The organism is Prevotella sp. tf2-5, assembly GCF_900115435.1.
GTDB lineage: Bacteria > Bacteroidota > Bacteroidia > Bacteroidales > Bacteroidaceae > Prevotella.
Map to the genome: position 1 here is coordinate 176,500 of NZ_FOWK01000002.1, position 24,783 is coordinate 201,282.

14 protein-coding genes are annotated in these 24,783 nt (G+C 48.1%); 9 read left to right on the plus strand and 5 right to left on the minus strand.

Annotation, left to right across the window (positions count from 1 at the left end; genetic code table 11):
- The first annotated feature begins 16 nt into the window (after positions 1–16).
- The 5 genes from BM257_RS02705 (at position 17) to BM257_RS02725 (ending at position 11,665) form a co-directional block, all read left to right on the plus strand.
- Positions 17–1,471: an NADH-quinone oxidoreductase subunit N gene (locus BM257_RS02705; protein ID WP_092067998.1), complete on the plus strand. Its 1,455-nt coding sequence runs from the start codon at positions 17–19 to the stop codon at positions 1,469–1,471.
- Between the two features lie 209 nt (positions 1,472–1,680).
- Positions 1,681–2,211 (plus strand): outer membrane beta-barrel protein, encoded by a 531-nt coding sequence (locus BM257_RS02710; RefSeq protein WP_092068000.1) that lies wholly within the window; start codon positions 1,681–1,683, stop codon positions 2,209–2,211.
- 438 nt (positions 2,212–2,649) lie between these two features.
- Complete coding sequence (locus BM257_RS02715) at positions 2,650–8,847, plus strand: C10 family peptidase (RefSeq protein ID WP_177215987.1); 6,198 nt, start codon at positions 2,650–2,652, stop codon at positions 8,845–8,847.
- Positions 8,848–8,855: 8 nt separating this feature from the next.
- Positions 8,856–10,919 (plus strand): MBG domain-containing protein, encoded by a 2,064-nt coding sequence (locus BM257_RS02720; RefSeq protein ID WP_143096723.1) that lies wholly within the window; start codon positions 8,856–8,858, stop codon positions 10,917–10,919.
- A 116-nt stretch (positions 10,920–11,035) separates the two neighbouring features.
- Entirely contained in the window at positions 11,036–11,665 is a 630-nt protein-coding gene (locus BM257_RS02725) for a porin family protein (protein WP_177215988.1), read from the plus strand.
- Between the two features lie 45 nt (positions 11,666–11,710).
- Here the strand turns inward: BM257_RS02725 and uvrA are convergent, their stop codons facing one another.
- Both uvrA and BM257_RS02735 read right to left on the minus strand, forming a co-directional pair.
- Positions 11,711–14,557 carry an excinuclease ABC subunit UvrA gene (uvrA, locus tag BM257_RS02730; RefSeq protein ID WP_092068008.1) on the minus strand — a complete coding sequence of 949 codons (2,847 nt, stop codon included), beginning with the start codon at positions 14,555–14,557 and terminating at the stop codon, positions 11,711–11,713.
- The gene (locus BM257_RS02735) at positions 14,547–14,999 is read right to left on the minus strand and encodes a T9SS type B sorting domain-containing protein (protein WP_255405465.1); all 453 of its coding nucleotides are present in this window, start codon (positions 14,997–14,999) and stop codon (positions 14,547–14,549) included. The genes uvrA and BM257_RS02735 overlap by 11 nt, the downstream gene beginning before the upstream one ends.
- 89 nt (positions 15,000–15,088) lie before the next feature.
- Between BM257_RS02735 and BM257_RS02740 the strand changes: the two genes are divergently transcribed.
- From BM257_RS02740 to BM257_RS02755, 4 genes are read left to right on the plus strand one after another with little or no spacing between them, the layout of a single operon-like run.
- Positions 15,089–16,483 (plus strand): LysM peptidoglycan-binding domain-containing protein, encoded by a 1,395-nt coding sequence (locus BM257_RS02740; RefSeq protein WP_177215989.1) that lies wholly within the window; start codon positions 15,089–15,091, stop codon positions 16,481–16,483.
- A 3-nt stretch (positions 16,484–16,486) separates the two neighbouring features.
- Positions 16,487–17,239: a porin family protein gene (locus BM257_RS02745; protein WP_092068012.1), complete on the plus strand. Its 753-nt coding sequence runs from the start codon at positions 16,487–16,489 to the stop codon at positions 17,237–17,239.
- Positions 17,240–17,242: 3 nt separating this feature from the next.
- The gene (locus BM257_RS02750) at positions 17,243–18,772 is read left to right on the plus strand and encodes a peptide MFS transporter (protein WP_092068014.1); all 1,530 of its coding nucleotides are present in this window, start codon (positions 17,243–17,245) and stop codon (positions 18,770–18,772) included.
- A 31-nt stretch (positions 18,773–18,803) separates the two neighbouring features.
- Positions 18,804–19,769 carry an endonuclease/exonuclease/phosphatase family protein gene (locus tag BM257_RS02755; protein ID WP_092068016.1) on the plus strand — a complete coding sequence of 322 codons (966 nt, stop codon included), beginning with the start codon at positions 18,804–18,806 and terminating at the stop codon, positions 19,767–19,769.
- A gap of 8 nt (positions 19,770–19,777) precedes the next feature.
- Here BM257_RS02755 and BM257_RS02760 read toward each other — a convergent pair whose 3' ends face one another.
- The 3 genes from BM257_RS02760 to BM257_RS02770 all read right to left on the minus strand — a co-directional run bounded on the left by BM257_RS02760 (position 19,778) and on the right by BM257_RS02770 (position 24,770).
- On the minus strand, positions 19,778–20,833 hold the full coding sequence (locus tag BM257_RS02760) for a hypothetical protein (RefSeq protein ID WP_092068018.1): 1,056 nt from the start codon (positions 20,831–20,833) through the stop codon (positions 19,778–19,780).
- Positions 20,834–20,915: 82 nt separating this feature from the next.
- A complete protein-coding gene (locus BM257_RS02765) occupies positions 20,916–22,538 on the minus strand; it encodes an MFS transporter (RefSeq protein WP_092068020.1) in 1,623 nt (540 codons plus the stop codon).
- Between the two features lie 51 nt (positions 22,539–22,589).
- Positions 22,590–24,770, minus strand: coding sequence for a dipeptidyl-peptidase Dpp5 (locus tag BM257_RS02770; RefSeq protein ID WP_092068022.1), 2,181 nt, complete (start codon positions 24,768–24,770; stop codon positions 22,590–22,592).
- Positions 24,771–24,783: the final 13 nt, after the last annotated feature.

Consider the following 24,783-nt stretch of genomic DNA (forward strand, 5'->3'; position numbering starts at 1 on the left):
AAGGAGGGTATAAGATATGAATTACGGACAATTCCTAAATATGATTCCTGAGTTTTATCTCGTTATCATTTTGTTAGCGGTTTTTGTGATTGACTTCATTGTACACCATAGTGAGAAGAAGCATGATATCCTTTTTTCAGTGACAGTAGCACTGATGGTAGTGTTGCCTGTGCGCATCGCATTACTGTCAGAACCCTCACAGGCTTTTGGTGGCATGTATGTTGCCTCTCTGGCATCCAATGTCATGAAGATTATCCTGAGTGTCGGAACAGTGATCGTACTGATTATGGCAGAGCCTTGGCTGAAGAATGAGGCAAAGCGGTACGACGGTGAGTTCTATTTGCTGGTACTCTCCACACTTTTGGGTATGTTCTTTATGGTGTCAAGTGGTAATTTCCTCATGTTCTTCCTCGGATTGGAGATGGCGAGTGTGCCGATGGCATGTCTGGTAGCTCTCAACAAACTGAAGAAAGATTCTGCTGAGGGTGCCGCCAAGTATATTATCACCGCTACATTCTCCAGTGCTGTGATGCTGTATGGTATCTCGTTTATTTACGGCTCTGTGGGTACGCTCTATTTCGATGATGTGACGCAGCGCATTGCTTCTTTCGCACAGCATAAAAGTCAGGTACCCATGCTCATTATGGGTCTGGTGTTCTTCTTCAGTGGACTGGGCTTCAAGCTCTCGCTGGTACCTTTCCATTTCTGGACTGCCGACACCTATCAGGGTGCTCCGACACCTGTGACGGGTTATCTGAGCGTGGTATCAAAAGGTGCGGCAGCCTTTGCGCTGATGACGATCCTGATGAAGGTATTCGCACCCTTGACGGCTTATTGGGAGTATATGCTCTATATCGTTGTCGTTCTCAGTATCACGGTTGCCAACCTCTTTGCCATTCGTCAGAAAGAGTTGAAACGGTTTATGGCATTCAGTTCTATCTCTCAGGCAGGATATATCATGCTTGCTGTTATCGGAAGCAGTCAGGCTGGTATGGCAGCACTGATGTATTACATCTTGGTGTACGTTGTTGCCAATATGGCTGTGTTCACCGTCATCTCTACAGTAGAGCAGAATAATGGTGGTACGACGATGATGCATAGTTATAACGGACTCTATCAGACGAACCCCAAACTGTCGTTCCTGATGACACTCGCCTTGTTCTCACTGGCTGGTATCCCACCGTTCGCAGGTATGTTCTCGAAGTTTTTCGTGTTCATGGCGGCTGCAGAACAGGGCTCGTTCTGGGCATATTTCGTAGTGTTTATCGCCTTGATTAACACAGTAGTGTCACTCTACTACTATCTGTTGATAGTGAAGGCAATGTACATCAAACCATCTGAGAATCCGTTGCCTACCTTCAAGACAGAAAGTAGTACGCGTCTTGCTCTTGCTATCTGCACGGCAGGTATCGTGCTCTTCGGTGTCTGCTCTTGCATCTACGACTGGTTGTTTGCCAGCTCAGCCATGTGATATTCAATAAATTTCAGATAGAAAAGGAGCATCTTCGGATGCTCTTTTTTTGTCCTTTTCTTGATTTAGGTCATCGAAAAGCCCCTTTTTTGCTCTTTTGTGCGCGATAACAGAACAACAAATCATAAAAGTCCTTAACTTTGCACCGCAATTCAAAAAGAATGCAAAAAACATTAGGATAATTATTAATTAAAGAAAGGTAAAAGATTATGAAAAAGATTTTGATGACTCTCGTTGCCGTTGCTATGGCAACAACCATGAACGCTCAGTGGTATGTTGGTGGTACCGTAGGTTACAACTACACTAAGGACAAGAACACAGACGTTAAGTCTAACACGTTCGTGATTACGCCTGAGCTGGGTTACAATCTGAATGAGAAGTGGGCTGTAGGTATGAAGATTGGTTATGCTTATAATAAGGTTGACGATGCAAAGAGCAATGAGTTTGTTGTAAATCCTTACGCTCGTTACACTTTCGTAAAGCTTGACAAGGTAAACTTCTTCGTTGATGGTGGTTTCGAGTACAACTATGTCAAGGTTGAGGATGATAGCGCTAACGGCTTTGGTATCAGCTTCAAGCCAGGTGTTGCTGTTAATCTGAACGAGAAGATCAGCTTTGTAGCTCACGTAGGTAACTTCGGATGGTCTTCTGCTAAGGCTAAGAATGCCAAGTCTGTACAGTCTGTTGACTTAGGTCTGAATCTGGCTTCTGTTGACTTCGGTCTGTACTACAACTTCTAATTAAAGTAAAAGCATTATATTTAAATAAATTTCCTATGGAGGGGTACATCTTCGGATGTACTCCTTTTTTATTGTTATTGTTTTTTCTACGTAGGGAATGCAGCATTCTTGGCTTTCTTGGTGCATAAACATTTATTCTTTTTTTGAAAATTCTTTGGAGTTTTAGAAATATTTACTATATTTGCAATCGGAGTGGGAAGGACTTACTCCAGCAGAAGAAGCGTTATGCTCCCAACTAGCGAGATGAAAACCTAGGAAATTTTCAAAGCAAGGCTGAATAAAGCAGGAGGGCAGAACGGCTTCCACGTATAGGCGTGGGGGTGTACTCCATTTTCTTTATTCAGGTTTTCTTAGGACCTTCATCTCGGAACTGGCAAAAGCAGTCCCGCGCTTCTGCTGTGGTTGAAAATGAACTATAACATTCTTAGGAAAAGTAAAATGATGAGGAATTTGGTATTACTATTAACAATGCTTGCCACTGGGTTATTGGTGAAAGCAGGTGAAGTCACAGAGCAGCAGGCTTTGAGTAAGGCACAACAGTTCTTTAACAGCCATCGTACGGTGCAGGGTACACGTCGAGCATCTGCTGTAACAGCTACATCGCTTAAGTTGGTGTATGTTGGCGCAATGCCTGGTTCGTCAGAGACAGTGAATGTTCATACCAGAAGGGCATCAGGAAGTAATGAGTCACCAGTGTCACCGTGCTTCTATGTGTATAACGCTGACGACAATTCTGGGTTCGTCATCATCTCTGCCGACGATGCTGCCGACCCCGTTATCGGCTATAGTTTCTCAGGCTCTTTCGACCCAGACGACATACCCGATGGCCTGCAGTTTATGCTGAACAGGTATGCTAAGCAGATAGCGTCGCTCCGAACTTCAGGAAACAAAGGGGCCACCAGGAGAGCCCCCGAGGCTGGAAGTATCGTGGTGGATAAGCTGCTGAGCACCACGTGGGGACAGGGGTATCCATACAACTCTAAGGTACATGGGCTGCCTGCGGGTTGTACGAATACGGCGTTGGCACAAATCATTAACTACTATCGGTATCCAAAAACTATAAAGAAAGAATCGCCTACCTCTATTCCTTATTACAGAGGAGGCAACTTCCCTTTAGCAACTATTCCTGTCGACGGCCATACTTCTATATATGATTACTCTTCCTTCAAAGATAGTTATGGCAGTCTTGGTACCATATCCACCACAGAGGCAGAGAAAATCGGTTCTTTCTTCCTTGACATTTCTACGGGCACATATTCTAAAAGCGGGACAGCATCTCTGGCAGGTTTGCCTAGTTTGATTGAGTTTTATTATGAGATACTGGGCTATGACCCCTTTGCCTATTTTTATCTGATAGCGAATGCCGCACACTACGAAGAAGAGGGACGACAAATCCTCTGCAAGGAACTTGACAATGGCAGGCCCGTCTTTGCTGGTGCTCCTGGTCGGCTTGGAAATCATGCCTTTGTTCTTGACGGCTATGCCAATGACGGCAGTTTCCATGTCAATTGGGGATGGGCTGGCAAAAGCGATGGATGGTTCAAGATGTACGTAAGCAACGACGTGGGCTATTTGGAAGATGAAAACAATTTTATTATCACTTATATTGGTTTCGCTCCTCCAGCCGACAAGGTACACCCCGTGGTCAGGGAATATCAGAAGGAACTTGACTGTGACATAACAGAGACTCTGGTTCCAGGTTCGCAGCAGACCTTTGAGAGCAAGTTTACAGTCACTAACGTAGAGTATGGCGTTGACAGCGTTGGCCTGGCGATTATGGACGGTTCGAAAATAAGCCGTATCATTAGCAAAAGTGTTCCGATTGACACATATGTGGATTACGGGGTGCTTACCGGAAAGGGGACCAATGATGTTGGCGAAGAGTACACCGATTACATAACTATGCGGAAAGACCTGAAAGGTATTAAGACCACCTTCTATGTGCCTGAAAACAATACTTCTGAAGACATCACCTGTCAGCTCGCCATGGTCTATCTCGCCGAGGGTAAGTGGCAGCTGCCAAACAAGTATCCGAGTTCTCTTTCCGACACACCCGTCCTCGCGGAGCCACTCACCATCAAGGTTGCACCCAAGGGAGTTTTCAGCATGAAGTATGGTGTTGGACAAATGACCAGCGTCTCTTTAGACCCTGAGGAGAACCCCTTCGCCTACGAAACGGATACTATTCTCGTCAACGGCAGTTTCCAACCTGTCACTACACATACCCTGAGCAATTGCCAAAACGTCAAGATGTGGTTTAAGCTTGAAAACGATGAACAAGGAATCCCGTTCCATGGCGACGTCAAATTTGAGATGATACGCCATGAAGACCAGAAGACAGTTTTCTCTACAGTTTTGGAAGATGTATATGTGTCGACAAGAGGAGGAATGAACCAGCCTGAATTTGATGTGACCATCGACAATCTGCCTCCCGGCACTTATTTCCCACGTGCCGAGGGTAAGATATATATTAGAAAGGATGGGGAACAGACCTTTGAACTGCTGACAGAGAACAAATTTATGGACTTTTCTTTTTCCGCTGGTTTAAACGTCTGGGAAGGCTACAAGGTTCTTGACAAAGAAGCAGCCGAGGAAATAGCCGCTCCCTATATCACGAAATTCTGGTGGACAGCTGATGACGACAGACCGTGGGACATCAACAATGTTGAATGGGGTGGTCATCCCGAAGGCATTGCCAGTGGGTTTAAGCATTATCTTTATCCGAAATGCCAAAGTGGTTATAACGTGACGGTGCATAATCCGAGCAGTAAATCCAAGAGAATTGCCCTGCTCTTCACCAATTTCCCCGGTACTGACACCCAGTACCACCCTGCTACAGACACCTTGCAGATGGTGGAGAAGGTTCTTGCTCCCAAGGAGACTTATACTTACACGAATAAGTTTGAAAGCAAGAAGCCTGGCGACCAACTGTACTTGCATGCCGAGTATCAAGGTTTGGACGAGCATCTGCTGTGGTTCAAGCCAGGTGTCTATGAACTAATGGCCCGTGCTCATTCTGGCAGTGAAGAGGAAGGTGTCTATAAAGACAAAGCCCACGCGGTGTATCTTGGCGATTCTGAAAAGGGTATAGCTAAAGGCCTTGGATATCTGGATCAAGATCGCTATTTCAGAGGCGGAGCCTACCGTTTCTATGCGGACACGGTGGAGACAAAGCATTACGAGCAGTTCCCTAACTTCAGGTTTGGCAGTTTCGATAGCTATTATAGCGATTATACTGACTCATTGGTTGTCAATTACAAAAACGATATTTGGTATTCCATTAACGGTTATGATGAATGGGAAACGCCCGATGTCCACTTTAGTTTCAGTTTCGAAGACGAGTTGGGACGATACATCACTCCTCCTCCAGTCGACTCCACCATCACAGAGATATATGATGCCGATAAAAAGCTTCTCTATATTACGAGAGTACAGAGTTATGGTTCTAAAGATGAAAAGTCCGCAAGGGGAGTGTTTTGGAATGCTTCGTGCAACGTTCCTCGCCCTATGGGTAAATGTTATATGAAGCTCTACTTCAAGGTGCTTGAACATGTATATCCCCTTCTTGGCGACAACGAGTTCATCCCGGTAATGGCATTAGACAGTGTCGGTATAGATGAATACAAGCTAACACATGACTCACAATATCGTATGCATGTTGCCGGCGAGATATATGATTTTAAAGTCGACGACAACGTCCTGGTGCGAGGTGCGACAACCGACCTGAAATACTGTATTAAGAATAACTCACCAAGCTATGTCTTCAACGGTACTATAGCTGTATATTCTGAGAAAAACCATGATGGCGAAGTGTTGGCGGCAAATACTAAACTGTCTGACGATATCCCTATCTCCATCAACCCCTATGCGACGGCTTATGGAGCTATACCAGTGTCCATACCGACAGACTTCGATGTGAATGACCCGGATGTGGATCTGTATGTTGTGGCTACAGACGAATACGGAAATCAGAAAACCGTTGATGATGGGTTTAATTTAAAAGGGGTATTCAGCATTCCTGTTGTAGACAACCAAGTCATCGTTTCCGTGCTGCCGTCGGAATGTGAGTATGGTGAAACCGTGGTGCCGGAAATCAGGGTGAGTGGAGGCTGCCCTGGGAAGACTTTCGAGTGGACGACACCGCCGACGATAGAATGCACGGCTAATGCCGATTCGCCGGCAGGTGTCTACGAAGTGTATGTCAGTGGCGGCGAGGGTAATATTCCTATTAGTGATTATCGTGGCAATATTATGAAGATAAAACCTGCCAAGGCAACAATCAAACCTCGTGACGTGACCAGAGAGACGGGAGAGGACAACCCCGCATTGACATACGACATCACAGGACTGAAGAATGGGGACACCGAAGAGGTGCTGCTGTTCAAGCCAGAACTGGTCTGCGAGGCAATCAGTGACAGCAAGGCAGGGACCTATCCTATCACTATCAAGAACGCGATAAAAGCCGTGAACTATGACTTTACGGTGGAAGAGGGTATCATGACGGTAGAAGCACCCGCTGACCCGGGCATAGCACAGATTATTGTTGGCAACTACTCAAGAGAGTATGGCGACGACAACCCCGTCTTCCAGATTGTTATCAATCCACAGCAGACTGCTACAGACACGCTGGACGTCAACGGACGGCATCATTATGCTGCAGCAGGCAGCACGGAACCGGAATGGGAAGAAATGCCTACGATCACCATAGAGGCTACCAAGACATCGAAGCCTGGCACATATCCCATCAGCGTCACCGGAGGTAAACTGAAAGGATATAACGGTTTCGAAATCATAGAACCGGGAATGCTGACAGTGAAGAAAGCCAACCTGCAGGTAATCGCACGAGACACTACACTGCGCTATCGCGAAGCCTGGAAACCCGAATACTTCGAGTATATTGGCTTCAAGAATGGCGAGAACCCCAGCGTCCTCGACACGGCACCGACACCAGACTACTATCAGCTGTTGGATGATGATGGCAGAATAAAGACTTTGGTGCATAACCAGGTATACAACCCCACAGGAGGCGACGACGACTGCTATCATCTGGTCTTCCCACAACAGGAAGAGTTCTCTTCATTACGGTGGTGCTACGGCTACCTGAACGTGGTACCAGACACAATCCAGTTCTCTACAGGACCATTGCTGACGAGTACTTATGGCGACGTTAACGGTCCATTGTTACCAGACGTGACGGCCTACGACCAGTTCCCGGCAACAGAATTACCAGAAGGCTATGCTGTCTATCAGGTACGGACAAAAGACGGAAGCTGGGTAATACCCATCAACGACAGACTTGACGCAGGTGACCATCTACTACAAGATGACACGCTATTTGTCCATATCGGACTGGATACTGAGGAAGCAAGGAATGCATCTTATTTAGGTGATGCTGGCTATGTGGCATACTATATTCCTACCTTAAGGGTGAAACCAGCAGAGTTATGGGTCCATGCAAGTACGGCTACATGGTGGGCTGTCAACTGGTTCAATATGCATGACGAGGTCAAGTTCTCTTATAGTGGATTCCAATGGGATGACAACGAAAGCGTCATTACACAAGAACCCACTTGGCGGCTGGCGGATGGTGAGATACCTCTTCCAGGCAATCACCAGATGGTAATAGACCAAGAGGCAAAAGCCAAGAACTACACCTTCAATTACGACCTCGGCTCTATCCTCATCAACAAGGCATCGCCAGCAACCTATTTCAGCCAGTTCGACAATGAATATGACGGTGAACTGAAATGGAAGGACGACATGGAATTCCTAAACACATACGTAGGAGGTACTGATGTCTTGAGGATAGAAGACTATGGCATCTTTGGGTGCATCGAGAAGATTTTCCCAGGACGTTATGATGACTATTGGAACACCAATGGCAGGTTTTCCAAGCAATACGACTATCTGAACGACTTCAGCTTAGGCTATGACAAGGACACAGGTGTATCAACAGTTACATATGAAAAGGAAGGAGACTGTTATCTTGGGCTACGGCTTAACCTGCCTGCAGAGTTGTTCGATTATGCTAACAATGTATACATATCAAAGGATGTCCATGTCAAAAGACAGGGTATCGAACTGACTTTCCCAGCAGGTCAGCAGTGGCAGACGTTTGTCAGTGAAATGCCCTGTAAGTTGTCGGAGGGAAGTAACGCCAGGGTCTATGCCGTCTCAAGTGTTGACGACGAGAATGTCTATCTTGAGGAATATCCTGACGGCATTCCTGCCAACTGCATGGTGCTCGTAGGACTCGACAGTAAGCCTTTGGAGCCAACTACTATCACACTTGATTACTATGAACAGGCTTCCAGTATCCCAACACTCCTGATGGGTGGCATCTCCGAGACGACAGGTTTGACACCTTACCGCACATACGTGCTATACAATGACGAGTTTGTCCTTAATAGCGGAACGTCCGTGGCTGCCGGCAGAGGATACCTCGCTAAGACGTCTGCTGAAGCCCGTCAGTATTTGGACATAGTCATTGACGGAGAAGTGACATCTGTTCGGAAACCGACTTATATTCCGGGCAGTACTGACACTTGGTATGACCTGAACGGTCGCAAACTGAATGGTGCTCCTTCTAAGAAGGGCGTTTATCTGAGAAATAAAAGGAAAGTAACAATCAAGTAAAAAGATTGATGATGATGAGACATTCTATTTTAAAAAGCATTATAGTTGCGGCATTGCTCTCTGTCGCTCAGATGACGGTGGCTGCGGAAGATATATATATTGAGGAGACCAGTAATGGCCAGATTAGTTATGCCGTCAACGGCTCAACGGTGACCCTGGCCGTCACACCGTCCGCTGACTATTACATCACAGTTGACGATATCGTGGTCCAAAAGACCATTGACGGTGGCTCTGTAGCGTCACAAAGGGCTTCCGGACCAAAGGTGGCAAGCAGTCTGCCGTTGACCCCTGTTGATGTGGATGACACAGGTAAGGGAACCTATACTTTCACTCTTGTCGAGGGTTATGGGGCATACGTGACTGCGACATTCACGGAATGCCTGTCTGTATCTCCGTCCGTCGAGATCAGTAATTGGATATATGGAGAGACACCAGTGGCACCAGTTATTCAGGGAAACACAAGCAGTGGTGACGTTACTTGTTATTACAAAGATGTACGCGAAGAAGACTATAGTCCGTCAGTCCCAGTCAATGCAGGAGAATATCGTTTATACGCTGTCATAGCGGCTAAGGGACATTACAAGTCTGGCAAGACACCTGAGATACCTTTCTCTATTGACAAGGCTCCCCTGACGATTACGGCAAAGGACTACACCATCAAGCAGGGTGAGGAACTGCCGACATTTGAGGTGGAGTATGAGGGTTTCAAGAACGGTGAGACTTCAGAAGTCCTGACGCAGCAGCCCACCGTCTCTACGAATGCGACCTCATCCAGTACTCCTGGTGAGTACGAGATTACCGTCAGTGGTGCTGATGCCCAGAACTATGAGATTACCTATGTTGCTGGTAAGTTGACGATTGTAGATGCCGATGCCTTGATAGTCAAGGCGAATAGTTATACGATAGAGTATGGTGACGACTTTCCTAAGTTTGAGTTTACCAGTGAGGGTGCAACGCTTGAAGGAACACCAACTATTACCTGTGAAGCAACAAAGACTTCCCCTATTGGAACCTATCCGATTGTTATCGCAAAGGGTAGTGTGACGAACTACAACGCCACATACGTCAATGGTACGCTGACCATCACGAAGGCTCCCCTGACGATTACGGCAAAGGACTACACCATCAAGCAGGGTGAGGAACTGCCGACATTTGAGGTGGAGTATGAGGGTTTCAAGAACGGTGAGACTTCAGAAGTCCTGACGCAGCAGCCCACCGTCTCTACGAATGCGACCTCATCCAGTGCTCCTGGTGAGTACGAGATTACCGTCAGTGGTGCTGATGCCCAGAACTATGAGATTACCTATGTCGTTGGTAAGTTGACGATAGAAGAAAAAGTGGAGATTATGCCTATTACTGAAACGGAAGAGACTTCGTTCAAAGAGATTATTGCGGGCGAAATGAATTTGGAGAACACTGTAATTGACAACACCTATTATAATATGGATGCAACAAACGGTGACGGCTATGATACTACGGAGGAGGCTCTGGTGCTGAACTCTACGACAACGGATGAGCAGATGAATGCGATACAGGATGCTGAGGTGGGTGATGCTGTCGTACATGAGAACTACACTGGCATCATCTTCGAGATTCCTGAGAGTAAGGGTAGCGTTACGGTCGATGTACAAACCATCGGGACGCATGTGTTGATGGTACAGATAGGAAATAGTGTTCCAACAAAGATTACAAAGATGGAGCGAGGAACGGTTGATGTGCCATTTGATGTAAAAGAACCTTCTTATGTCTACCTGTATGCGAGTACGGAGAATGGAAGTGCTGCACGTCTTGATCGTGCTCCTGTAGTTGGTGAGAACAGTGTTCTGCTTTATGGCTACAAAGTGACTTTCGGTGCAAGTTATATCCCTGGTGATGCCAATGGTGACGGCAATGTGAACGTGACGGATATCGTGGCTACCGTCAACTTTATCATGGAGAATCCTACGAGTACCTTCGACTTTGAGGCTGCTGATGTTAACGAGGATGGTGCCGTGAATGTCACGGATATTGTGGGTATGGTGAATATCATCATGTCTAATCCTTCTCGTGAAATAGATGAAATAAGTCTATAACATTATTTACTTCATAATGAGGGGGCACGTCTTCGGATGTGCCCCTTTTTGTATTCTTTTGTGAGATGTGGCAATAATATCCAAACTGCATGCGTTTATAATAAAAAATGAAAATCATGAATAGGATCATTGCTATCATCACATTTCTATGCCTTTGCATGGGTATGAAGGCACAACAGGAGACTGGTTCGTGGACACTGACGCCACGTGTGGGTATCAACTCATCGAATATGTCGGTAGAAGATTTATGGACAGACCTTGACCATGCTGTCGGTGCGAAACGGAAATGGGGCTTTGTGGGAGGTCTTGACGCAGAGTATCACGCATGGCAGCAAATCGGTATCTCTGTGGGTGCCTACTATTCCAATGAGGGCTATACTTATGGCACTGTGGACAATCTGGGTAAGGTGACACAGACACTTCACTTCATCAATATCCCTGTCCTCGTCAATTTCTATATAGAACCGAATATCCTGCCAGGTCTTGCCTTGAAGGCTGGTGTGCAACTGGGCTATCTGGTGAGTGGGAAATACAAGGATAACGTTAACTCCCTGACTAATACGAGTGACTTCAAGCGTGTCAATGTATCCATTCCTGCAGGCATCTCCTATTGTTATCGGAACTTCGTCGCCGACCTTCGTTATAATATCGGTTTGATGAACATGTGCAACGTGGAACTGGCTGTGGAGGACTCTTGGAAGACCAATTCCCTATGGTTGACAGTCGGTTATCAGTTTGAGCTATAAAAGTAAATTCACTGAATTTACTGAAACAAGTGCTATCTTTATCATTTATCGCCTTAGTTCCGCTTTCAGGAACTTGGGGGTGTAACCCTTCTTGCTCTTGGCGATTTCCTCTGGTGTACCTGTCGAGAGGACGGTACCACCGTTGCGTCCACCCTCTGGTCCCATATCGATGATATAGTCGGCGAGTTTGATGACATCGAGGTTATGCTCGATGATGATGACAGTATTACCACGATCCACGAGTTTCTGTAGCACGTCCATGAGGATGCGGATATCCTCGAAATGCAGACCAGTGGTAGGCTCGTCAAGGATGTAAAGCGTCTTTCCCGTGTCTTTCTTCGACAGTTCGGTAGCGAGTTTCACACGCTGGCTCTCACCACCGCTGAGGGTCGTAGAGGGCTGTCCGAGTTTGATATAGCCCAGTCCCACCTCCTGAATCGTCTTGATCTTTCGCAGGATATCAGGAACGTTCTCGAAGAACTCCACCGCTTGGTTGATGGTCATATCGAGCACATCGGCGATAGACTTGCCCTTGAAGCGCACCTCTAAGGTCTCCCGGTTATAGCGTTTCCCATGACACTCCTCACAAGGTACCTGGATGTCAGGCAGGAAGTTCATCTCTATCGTTTTATAACCATTACCACCGCAGGTCTCGCAACGCCCTCCTTTCACGTTGAAAGAGAATCGTCCGGGTTTATAGCCTCGGATCTGTGCCTCTGGCAGATGGACGAACAAGTTGCGGATGTCAGAGAAGACACCAGTATAGGTGGCAGGGTTAGAGCGTGGGGTACGTCCGATAGGACTCTGGTCGACATTCACCACCTTATCTATATATTGCAGTCCCTCGATGCTGTCATAGGGCATCGGAGCCTGCAAAGAACGATAGAAATGCTTCGACAGGATGGGGTAGAGTGTCTCGTTGATAAGAGTAGACTTACCCGATCCGCTGACACCTGTGACGAGAACAAGTTTACCCAAAGGGAACTCCACATCGATATTCTTCAGGTTATTACCACGACAACCGCGGAGCCACAAGCTCTTGCCGTTGCCCTTGCGCCGGGATGTTGGAATCTCGATATTCCGGTCACCACTCAGATATTGTGCCGTAATGGTGTTTGCCTTCATCATCTCATCGACGGTGCCTTGGAACACCACCTCACCGCCTTTGCGTCCAGCCTTAGGACCGATATCCACGATATAGTCGGCATTGAGCATCATGTCACGGTCGTGCTCCACTACGATGACGGTATTACCGAGGTCACGCAGTTCCTTGAGGGAGCGGATGAGTCGGTCGTTGTCCCGCTGATGCAGTCCGATACTGGGCTCATCGAGGATATACAGCACGTTGACGAGTTGTGAACCAATCTGTGTGGCAAGACGGATACGCTGGCTCTCACCACCAGAGAGAGAGGCTGACTGACGATTGAGGGCAAGATAGTCGAGTCCTACTTCCAACAGGAAGTTGAGTCGGGTACGTATCTCTTTCAGGATCTCCGAGGCGATCTGTTGCTGTTGGTGGTCCATATGCTCTTCCACTTCTTCCAGCCATTCCCGCAATTCCGTAAGGTCCATGCAGGCAAGTTCTGAGATGTTCTTGTCCCAAATCTTATACGACAGCGCCTCACGGTGAAGCCGTTGTCCATGACATTCTGGACATTCACACTCCGCCAGGAACTGGTCAGCCCATTTCTGTCCACTGGTACTCTCGTCGTTCTCCATGACATTCCGCAGGTATTTCACGACTCCGTCGAAGCTCACGAAATAGTCGCTGGAGGTGTGTACCAGTTCTTTGTCAATGCGGATGGTGTCTAAAGAACCATAGAGAATCTCGCTTAAAGCCTCTTCTGGAATGTCATTGACAGGTGTCTTGATGGTACATTCATATTTTTGAAGGATGGCGTCAATCTGCCAGAAGATCATCTGGTTCTTGTATTTCCCCAAGGGAACGACGGCACCATCATGGATACTCAGTTGACGGTTGGGAATCACCTTCTCCAAGTCGATTTCGTTGATATATCCCAAACCTTTACAACGGGGACAGGCTCCCTGTGGGGAGTTGAATGAGAACGTATTGGGAGCTGGATCACTATACGAGATACCCGTGGTGGGACACATCAGCCGTTTGGAGAAATGCTTCACGCTACCTGTCTCATAGTCCATGATCATCAAGAGTCCCTCTCCTTGTTTCATGGCGATGTTGATACTCTTCTTGAGACGGTCGGAAGGGGTGGACGGCTCGTCAGGACGGATGGGGTCGATGGCGAGACGGTCGATGACGACCTCGATGTCATGGTTCTTGTAACGGTCGACCTTCATGCCACGGGTAATCTCCTGTACCTCTCCATCTACACGGACATGGAGGTATCCTTTTCGTCGCATACTCTCGAAAAGCTCACGGTAATGACCCTTACGACTTCTTACCACAGGGGCAAGGATGAGAATCTTTTTCCCGGCATAGTCATGCATGACCATCTCGACGACTTTCTCTTCCGTGTATTTCACCATCGGCTCCCCCGTCATATAACTGTAAGCCTTACCGGCACGGGCAAAGAGCAGTCGCATATAGTCATAGACCTCCGTAGTGGTACCAACGGTAGAGCGGGGGTTCTTGTTGGTGGTCTTCTGCTCAATACTGATGACGGGTGAGAGACCGGTGATCTTATCTACGTCAGGACGTTCCATGCCTCCCAGGAAGTTACGGGCATAGGCGGAGAACGTCTCGATATACCGACGCTGTCCCTCGGCGAAGATGGTGTCGAAGGCAAGGGATGACTTTCCTGAGCCACTGAGACCAGTGATGACGGTCAGTGACTGACGGGGAATCTCCACATCCACATTCTTCAGATTGTGGACGCGTGCACCCCAGACATTGATTTTCTGATCACTGCTCATTGGTGTTTGTTACCGTGTTAAAACTGCGTAGCAGATTGACATCCTTCTTGATGTCATACTCTTTTCCATCTCCACCTCTGGCTCTGACACGGACGAAATAGACACCGTCCTTGACGGGTCTTCCCTTGTAGGTACCGTCCCATCCTTTCTCGATGTCCGTCCAGTCTGTCCAGACATAGAGGCATTGTCCCCAGCGATTAAAGATCATCGCCTTGAACTCCACGATATTCTGATAGGTGGATTTCGCCTGATACTTGTCATTGTGACCGTCATTGTTAGGAGAGAACGCATTAGGCATCTCCAACTTGCTGGGTTGCAATGCGGTAGAGTCAGCGGTAGAGTCGGTGAGCTCGTCGTCATCATCATCACCACCAGCGACAGCGAAAGTCGGCATTGCCACAAGGGCTAAAAGCAACAGAAAAGCATATAAAATTGATTTCATTCTGCAAAAATACGAAAAATCGAGTGCAGAACAAAGGAAACTCGTTTCTTTTTTGTAATTTTGCACCATAAATGACTAAAAATGGAATTATGAAGCGAATAATAAGATATATTACGCTAGCCGTCTTGCTGGTACTCACCACAGAGACAGCCCTTGCCCAGCAGTCGAGGATACGAGAGCGTCATGAGGTGAAGCGTAAGGAAACTATTTTTGGTATTTCCCGTATGTATGGTATTACCATTCAGGAACTCATCGACGCTAATCCAGAGATGAACACCCCGGGCTATGAGTTGAAAAAAGGTGACTATATCAATATTCCCTGGCCGAAGAACCAGCCACAGGCAGACACTCCTCAGCAACCGACAGCATCAGCTCAACAGCCTTCATCTGTCGCCCGACCCAAGAATGAGGAAGTGGATGTGCGCAATCGTGAGGTTCGCATAGGGGTTATGCTCCCTTTGCATAAGGTCAATGGTGACGGCAAGCGCATGCTAGAGTACTATCGTGGTATCCTGATGGCGTGTGACAGTCTGCGTGCCAACAATATCTCCACCGATATCCGGGCATGGAACGTAGCTGAGGATACGGACATCAATACTTTCCTTGCTGATCCCAAGGCTGCTGAGTGTGATGTGATTTTCGGTCCTTTGTATTCGAAGATGGTGAAACCTTTGGGCGATTTTGCCACACAACATGATATCAAGGTGTTCATACCTTTTTCCATCAACAGTCATGAGATATTGATCAACCGTCATCTCATGCAGGTCTATCAGCCCCCCACGGAACAGAATGAACTGGTCATCGACCATTTCTTGGAGCGTTTCAGTGATACCCATCCCGTTTTCATCGATTGTAATGATACCACTAGTCAGAAGGGTATCTTTACCTTTGGACTGCGCCGTAGGTTGGAGGCAAAGAACATTGCCTATAAAATCACGAACCTGAACTCCAGTGATGGCATGTTCTACAGTTCTTTCAGTCCCACCAAACGGAATATGGTGATACTGAACACGGGACGCTCCAAGGAACTCAATGCCGCTATGGCAAAGCTCAATGGTCTGCGTCTGGCACATCCCGAACTGCGAATCAGTGTGTTCGGCTATACCGAGTGGATGCTCTATACCCGTCATCAGTTGGAGAACTTCTATAAGTTTGATACTTATATTCCTGCTCCCTTCTATACCGACCTGTCGTCTCCACGCACAGAACGTATCATGCAGAAGTATCGCTGGAACTTCCATTGTGACATGATGCCCAATGCGTTGCCGCGTTTTGCCATCACGGGTTTCGACCATGCGTATTTCCTGCTGAAAGGTATTCATATCTATGGCAAGAACTTCACAGGTGGATCGGGAATGGTAGGCTATACCCCCATCCAGACACCCCTTCATTTCGAGCGGATAGGTAATGGCGGCCTGAAGAACCGTAGCATGTTCTTCGTACATTATATGCCGGAACGCAAAACAGAAACGATCAAGTTCTAAGAGATGAGAAGACTTTTACTGTTTTACCTTTTCGCCTTTATACCTTTCTTCGTGAGGGCACAGGTAGGTGAGTATCGCACCGACTTTGCCGTGGGTGTGAATGGCGGTTATATATTAAGTAATGTCAGTTTTACCCCTGATGTCCCGCAGAACATGCAGGGGGGCATGACGGCAGGTGTCACATTCCGTTATACCTGTGAGAGATATTTCAAGAGTATCTGTTCCATCGTCGCCGAGGTGAATATCGCACAGGTGGGCTGGAAGGAGAAAATACAAGGACTCGAAAACCAACCATTGTACTATGAGGGGGATGATGTCGCCTTGCATTATGAGCGAAAGATGACGTATCTGCAGATCCCGCTTTTTGCCCGACTGGGATGGGGTAGGGAGCGTAAGGGACTGCAAGGCTTCTTCCAGGTAGGTCCTCAGATGGGTATCTTCCTGAGTGAGTCGACGAATACGAATCTGATACCAGGTATACAACCGACAGAGCCTCGCAGCTCAAATATCGTGGCACAGGAGACGATGCCTGTCGAGAAGAAATTCGACTATGGTATTGCCGGTGGTGCCGGTATTGAGTTTTCCGTACCCAAGGTGGGTCATTTCATGCTGGAGGGTCGTTATTACTATGGATTGGGCAATATCTACGGCAATTCGAAGAGTGACTATTTCGGCAAGTCTAATTTCGGACAGATCGTCATCAAGGCGACTTACCTCTTCGATATCATCAAGACTAAAAACGATAAAATTAAATAAATTATGTTTGAAGGACAGCCAAAAGGTTTATTCGCACTGGCTCTCGCTAATACGGGAGAACGCTTCGGTTATTACACGATGCTTGCAGTGTTCGCATTATTTCTGAGGGCAAACTATGGATTGTCACCAGCTCTTGCAGGTACTATCTATAGTGCTTTCCTCATGTTTGTGTATTTCTTTCCGTTATTCGGTGGTATGCTCGCCGACAAGTTTGGCTTCGGACGGATGGTGACCACGGGTATCATCATCATGTTCGCAGGTTATGTGTTGCTGAGTGTTCCCTTGGGAGGCGATACCTTTGCCCTCATAGTCATGCTTGCTGCCTTGTTGCTGATAGGTTTTGGCACAGGACTCTTCAAAGGAAACCTGCAGGTGATGGTCGGTGATCTTTATAATGATCCGCAATATAAGGACAAGCGTGATGCCGGCTTCTCCATCTTCTATATGGCAATCAATATCGGTGCGTTATTCGCACCTACCGCTGCCATTAAGATTAAGGAATATGCGGAGACAACGTTGGGCTATTCCAGTAATGATGCCTACCACTTCTCCTTTGCCGTCGCTTGTGCGTCACTGATCCTGTCTATCGCCATCTATTATCTCTTCCGTTCTACCTTCCGTCATACGGAGGGAGGTGGGAAAAAGACTGCCACTGCTTCTGCTGCTCCTGTAGAGGAACTCTCAAAGGAGGAGACGAAACAACGTATCGTTGCCTTGTGTCTCGTCTTTGCTGTGGTGATCTTCTTCTGGATGGCTTTCCATCAGAACGGTTTGTCGTTGACATATTTCGCTGATGAGTTCACGGCAAAGTCTGCCTCTGGTATTCAGGCGATGTGTTTCGATGTATGGAACCTCGTTGCCATCATCTTCATCGTCTATGCCGGTTTCTCACTGTTTCAGTCGAAAACCAGCAAGGGTAAGATTATCTCCCTTGTCGTCATAGCTCTTGCCGTCTGCTTCCTCTGTCTGCAGTACGACCCTTCAGGAACTGTCAAGGTCTCTGCTCCTATCTTCCAACAGTTCAACCCCTTCTATGTGGTAGCCCTGACACCGGTATCTATGGCGATCTTCGGTGCTTTGGCTGCCAAGGGTAAGGAACCTTCTGCTCCCCGTAAGATAGCCTATGGTATGATCGTCGCTGCTGTCGCCTACGCCTTGATGGCATTCGGCTCCTTTGGACTGCCAATGCCTCAGACGGAGATAGGTGCCGATGGCAATCCTGTCGCAGTGCATGTCGCTGATGTGACACCTGACCTGCTGATTTCTGTTTATCTCATCTTGACCTTCGGCGAGTTACTGTTGTCACCGATGGGTATCTCTTTCGTGTCAAAGGTAGCTCCTCCCAAATACAAAGGTATGATGATGGGTGGCTGGTTCGTTGCCACAGCCATTGGTAACCAGCTTGTGGTAGTTGGTGGCTTGCTGTGGGGTGCTGTCCCTCTCTGGCTCTGTTGGAGTGTGTTCCTTGCCGTCTGCCTCATTGCTGCTGTCTTCATGTTTGTCATGATGAAGCGCTTAGAGAAGGTGTGCTGATAAATTAATAATTAGAAATTAGGAATTAGGAATGGGGAATACGTTGTTAAAAGTGATCCTCATTCCTTATTTTCTATTCGTCATTTCTTTTTTGTCAGCACAGACGCTGACACTCGTAGAACTGAATTGCGAGAATCTTTTTGATTGTCGTCATGATACGTTGAAGCAGGACACTGAGTGGTTGCCTGCTTCAACGCGTCATTGGACACCTTCGCGCTATTGGCGTAAGATGAACAATATCGGACAGACCATCCTCTCCTGTCAGGAGGAGGGCGTTCCTGATCTCGTCGCTCTGGTGGAGGTGGAGAATGACTCGGTGCTCTTCGCCCTGACCCGTAAGTCATTGCTGAGGAATGCGGGATATCAGTACTTGATGACAGAGTCACCTGATGAGCGTGGCATTGATGTCGCCCTGTTATATCAGCCTTTTACGTTTCGTCCTCTGTGTTACGACTATCTGGATGTCAAACCCTTAGAGGGGATGCGTCCTACCCGTGATATTCTTTATGTCATGGGGGAGACACTTCATGGTGATACCTTGCATGTCTTCGTCGTCCATGCTCCTAGCCGGTATGGTGGTGAGAAGGCGACACGCCCTAACCGCCAGTTGGTGGCTGACAGACTGATACAGGCGATAGAAAGGTTGTCTCCTGAGGCGAAGGTCATCGTGGCGGGTGATTTTAACGATGATGCTGATTCACCTGCCTTGCGCTTTCTAGAGAGTCACGCACTGAAGAATGTCACCCGTGAGGCAAAGGGTACACATGGCGCCAAGGCGACTTATCGTTATCAGGGCGAGTGGGGGAGTATAGATCATGTCTTCGTCAGTCCGGCGTTACTCGACTGTGTTGAGCAAGCATATATCAACGATGCCCCATTCTTGTTGGAGGAGGATCAAAAATACGGAGGGGTCAAGCCCTTCCGTACGTATAATGGGATGCGCTACCAGAGGGGACATAGTGACCACCTCCCCTTAGTGGTACGCTTTCAGTTCTGATACAAGACTTATTCGTTATTGTCAACTAACATCCTAAAGACTTGGAGGTATTTGTTAGCAGCGACTTTCTCAGAGTAGCCGTCGCCAATCTCCTCGGCATTACTGAGACGCTCAATGCAATGTCCGTTTTCGTTGTAGTAGTAACGCCACTCGCGTTCTACACCTTCCTCACGGCCACGAGAGTAGGTGAAACTGAGGTCATGGGTCTTCGGGTCGAAGAGGTATTCCTCGTATAAGTCGAACATCATGCTACTCTTGTGGTAGGAGATGAAATAGCATTTCGGATGCTCCTCCTGGTCGAAGTAGTAGTTGAGCTCGATGGTCTCGGGCGCATAATTCTCTATCTTCAGGTCGTGGCAGACGATGGTGATGTTATGGGGCACTTCGGATTTTTTGTCCTGTTCGATCTTCTGCTTCGCCTCGGCATAGGTGCTGCGGATGGATTTCAAACGGTCTGCCTTTGAGGCAGTGGAACGGTGGGTCTCATTGGAAGAACCAAGAAGCCCCTCGTGTGTCATCAGGCGGTTGAAGATGTCGAGATATTCCTGATACTTCTTACGCTCACTATTGGCGTCGTTCCACGAATGGCTGTTGGGACTGGTCTCTGAGAGTCCCTGTCCTTCGTTGCCTGTCTTGTGGATCTGGTGGATGAGGTTACCCTTGGCATCATAGTAATAGCGTGTCTCCACGATGAATCCCGCATCCGTCTCGCCCCTCATATAAGCGAAGAGCAGGTGACCGTCTTCTGGGTCGAGAAGGAATTCACGAGAGCGGTCGTGACCATGTGATGTCCAGTATTCGCTGATGAAATAGCAAGAGAACTGCTCAAGGAAATCGGTGTCAGGCTCTTTCTTCGAGCGTGTGAAATAGTAATGGACGTCGGTCTCGTCATCGAGGGCGAAGTCTTCCGACACCATACTGCCATTGCTCACGTGGATATTCATGTCGAGGGGTGCTTGACCATCCTTACCATTATTTGCGACCTGCTGTTTTGCTTGTGAATAGATGGCGCGGATGCGCTTCAACTGGTCAGCCTTGCTCTGTCCCAGAACAGTGAGATTCATGAGGCAGCAAAATAGTATTACAAAGAATGTTCTCATCTCAATAACCTTTAACCGTTAATCTTTAATCTTTAATTTTTCATTTTTAATCTTTAATGTTCGCCTCTTCCAGTCCGAGCCCCTTCTTCTTGTCAACGGCTTTCAAGATGAAACCGAGGATGAGGGCGGCGACACCTAAGCAGGCGAGCATTACCAGCGGAGCGGTATAGTCTAACTCGGTAGCACTGGCTCCCTCGGGATTCGTGGCATCAAGTACCTTACCAATGAGCAGAGGGAACAGCCAGAGTCCGATATTCTGGATCCAGAATATCAGGGCATAAGCAGAGCCTATCACCTTGGCGTCGACCAGTTTGGGAACGGAAGGCCACAGAGAGGCAGGTACCAGAGAGAAGGAGGCTCCCAATACCAAAATGGTAGTATAGGCGATGATGACTCCTCCTACGGCACTGTCCTTGAACATAGGCAGGATGAAGGCGAAGGTCAGGTGACAGCCAATCAGCAGCAAGGAACCTAAGATGAGCATGGATACTGCCTTACCATGATTGTCGAGATAGTTACCCAGGATAGGAGTGATGAGCACGGCAAGCAGGGGGAATACGGCAAAGATACTCTCTGCCGTCTGGCGCATGTAACCCATATAGCAATAGGTAATCAAGGCAAGGATGGAGAGACCCAGCAGGGTGTACTTCATGTTTGTCTTCTTCTGGAAGTTAGAGGCGAAACCTGCGGCAGCCACCAGGAGCATGATGATATACTGTACAATAGTTACAGACGGACTGGACCAGAAGGAGTCTGTACCTGGCTCTGTCAGGGTGAGGTTGCACTGCAACATGTTCACGGCATATTTCTGGAAGGGGAAGATGGCAGAATAGTAAAGGACGCATAACAGGGCGACGAGCCAGAAGCCACTGTCGCTGAGAATCTTCCCGATATCGCTGATCTTGAAGGGGTCGTCTTTCTCCTCTGCCTCACCCGTCTGTGCGTCGAGCTGCTTATCCATGAAGAAATAGACGATGGTCATGATGAGGGCGATACACATCAGGACAACACCAAAGGCGACACTACGGCTGACGCTGACCTCACTACCTAACTTGGCGAAGAAGGGGGAGAATATCATACAGGTAGCGACACCCAGACGTGCCAGTGCCATCTCAGAACCCATGGCGAGTGCCATCTCACGTCCCTTGAACCATTTCACGATACCACGGCTTACCGTGATACCTGCCATCTCACAGCCACAACCGAAGATCATAAAACCGCAAGCAGCAAACTTGGCGGAGGCGGGCATACCTTGATAGAACGGTGACACGCCTAACTCGTCGAAGATAGGGATGTAGTTGAGGTTGTTGGTAAACCAAGTCTCGAGTCCACTGCCGATAAAACTTTCACTGATAGCATACCATTTCACACAGGCTCCTACCAGCATGACAGCGGCAGAGAGGACAGCAGTGAAACGTACACCCATCTTGTCGAGGATGATACCGGCGAAGATGAGGAAGAACACGAAGACATTGAGGAACACCTCAGAACCCTGCATGGTACCGAAAGCGGTGGAGTCCCATCCACGGGTCTCTTGCATCAGGTCCTTGATTGGTGAGAGGATATCCATGAAGATGTAGCTACAGAACATGGCGAGGGCCAAGAGCAGCAATGCTGTCCACCGCATAGCGGCGGAGTCGCGTAGGGTCTTTTGAATTGCTTGAGTCATATTGTTTTTTATTTATAATTCCTATAGTATCTATAGTTCCTATAGTTATTATTATTTCAGCCAGCGATCCAGCCAGTTAAAGAACGTGCGCTGCCACAGAATACCATTCTGGGGCTTCAGCACCCAGTGATTCTCGTCAGGGAAGACGAGGAACTCAGCGGGAATCCCTTTCATACGAGCCGCATTGAAGGCCTGCATACCCTGGGTATAGTTGATGCGGTAGTCTTTCTCTCCATGGATACAGAGGATAGGGGTGTCCCATTTCTCCACCATCTTATGTGGAGAGTCATGGTAGGTTTTCTTGGCATTCGGCATCTGTGGACGGTGCCAGTATGCCTCGTCATACTCCCAGTTGCTAAACCAGTTCTCCTCCGTCTCCAAATACATGGCGGCAAGGTTGAAGGCTCCGTCATGGGCGATGAATGCCTTGAAGCGTTTCTCATGGATACCTGCAAGGTAGTAGACGCTGAAACCTCCGAAGGAGGCACCGACGGCACCAAGGCGGTCTTTGTCTACGAAAGGAAGGTTCTGGGCGGCATCATCAATAGCGGCGAGATAGTCGCTCATACACTGTCCTGACCAGTCGCCGCTGATCTCCTCTTTCCATTCCTGTCCGAAACCTGGCAGTCCGTGACGGTTGGGAGCCACGACGACATATCCGTTAGCCGCCATTATCTGGAAGTTCCAGCGATAGCTCCAGAACTGGCTGACAGGACTCTGTGGTCCACCTTCACAGAAGAGCAGGGTGGGGTATTTCTTGCCTTCCTCATAGTTGGCAGGTAATACGATCCATACCAGTTCCTCTTTGCCGTCGGAGGTCTTGACCCAACGCTGCTGTACCTTACCAAAGGTCAGTTGGTCGAGGATATGCTTGTTCTCGAAAGAGATTTGATGTATCTTTGTTTCTCTTACATCAGCCTTCTTGCTTTTTCCATCTCCCGGGGTCACCATATAGATATCAGTAGGAGCAGACAGACTCTGACGGGTAGCAAGGATGCGCTTGCCGTCGTTGGCGAGTTGCAGACTGGTCCAGTCGTCCCAGGTCTCTGTCAGTTGTTTGACCTCGCCTTTCCAGTTGACACTGTACATGTTATTACAGCCGTGCCATACACTGAGGAAATATAACAGTGCCGACTTGTCTTCCTGTGGTGCCCAGCAGAAAGCCTCCACGTCACTCTTCCAGTCGATATAACGTTTGGTGCCAGTTGCCATCTCATAGATACACAGGCGGTTGAGGTCTGCCTCATAACCGTCACGCTCCATCGAAAGCCAGGCGACATACTTACCGTCTGGTGAGAACTGTGGGTTCTGGTCATAGCCCACGTTATTCTTCAGGTTCTCGGGGGCATTGACAGGTTGTATCTTCAGCGTCCTGGTAGGATCATTGGCAGGAGCCACATAATCAGCGGGTTTGCAGAGATTCGTGGTCTTGCGCGTACCTATATTATAAAGGTAGATGTCTGAGTCGGTGGAGATGGAATACTCCAGTCCAGTCTTCTTCCTGCAGGTATAGGCGATGGTCTTGGAGTCAGGACTCCAGGCGAGTTGCTCAATACCACCGAAGGGCTCCATGGGGCACTCGTAAGGCTCGCCTTCGAGGATGTCCGTCATTTCAGTGGCTATGGCTTTGCCACTCACAGAACAGACGAACGGGTGCTGGATGCTCTCCACATAATGATCCCAGTGGCGGTACATCAGGTCGGTGACCCGACGACCGGTAGCTTTGGGCAGGTCATCGGGATTCTCCTTGATAATCTCATGGAAGGGGATGCTCTTGAGGATGATGACCTTTGTGCGGTCAGGAGAAAACTTAAAGCCCTCCACCTGTCCGTCTGTCTTTGACAACTGCTTACGGTCTGTGCCATCCGCTTGCACCGTCCATATCTCTCCGCCAGAGAGGTAGGCGATGGTATGGGCATCTAACCAGGTAGGCTCTGTCTCACTCTTGCTGCTGACAGTCAGTTGTTTGTTGTTCTTGCCGTCGGCATCCATGATACAGAGGACATGATGACTCTTATTAGCCTTCACACTATAGTAGCCTACCTGATAGACCACCTGCTTGCCATCGGGTGATGCCTCCACACTACCGATGCGCCCCATAGCCCAGAGAGCCTCTGGGGTCATCATACGACTATTTAATTTGATGTTACTCTTTCCGATATTCACTTCGTCTTGTGCGCTCAAAAATGTTGGCAGCATCATGACTGCCAGCATAAAGAAAAACTTTTTCATATCTCTAACCTCT